The organism is Bartonella sp. MR168JLCBS (genome assembly GCF_042194175.1).
Genome location: NZ_JBHIMP010000066.1, coordinates 1149 through 1552 on the forward strand (window position 1 = coordinate 1149; position 404 = coordinate 1552).

The window sequence follows — 404 nt, forward strand, 5'->3', positions numbered from 1 at the left end:
ACATGTTTAAAGTTAGAGCATTGCGTGATAGGAATATTGATAAACGGTGAGTATGATGAAAATTAAAAATTCGCTTAAAGCACTGAGAGAACGTCACCGTAACAATCGTTTGGTGCGTCGTAAGGGTCGTGTTTATATCCTGAACAAAACGAATCCCCGTTTTAGAGCACGTCAGGGTTGATGGTTTTTGTGCTTGCTTTTTTGCGGGCATTAAACCTTTTTCGTTTCGTTGGAGGTTTGTCTTTAGGATTGCGAGTTCCTTGTTTGATATCTCATCTTTTGACGACTTGTTTTTATGAAGTTTTTTATCTTTTTAAAAGCTTTGCGAATGCGGGATTTTTGTATTTTCCGACAAAGTTTCTTGCTTTTTTTTAGGGTTTTTTTCATTGCTTTTGTAAGCAACT

Annotated in this window: 1 protein-coding gene; it reads left to right on the top strand. The window is 36.4% G+C overall.

Translation table 11 applies throughout. From position 1 onward, the window contains the following. Positions 1-55: 55 nt before the first annotated feature. The gene (gene ykgO / locus ACFIK8_RS09085) at positions 56-181 is read left to right on the top strand and encodes a type B 50S ribosomal protein L36 (RefSeq protein WP_011181208.1); all 126 of its coding nucleotides are present in this window, start codon (positions 56-58) and stop codon (positions 179-181) included. Positions 182-404 lie beyond the last annotated feature (223 nt).

What these genes read in the sequence shown, in the direction of transcription:
- ykgO (WP_011181208.1), top strand. Translation starts at nt 56, where the DNA reads ATGAAAATTAAAAATTCGCTTAAAGCACTGAGAGAACGTCACCGTAAC.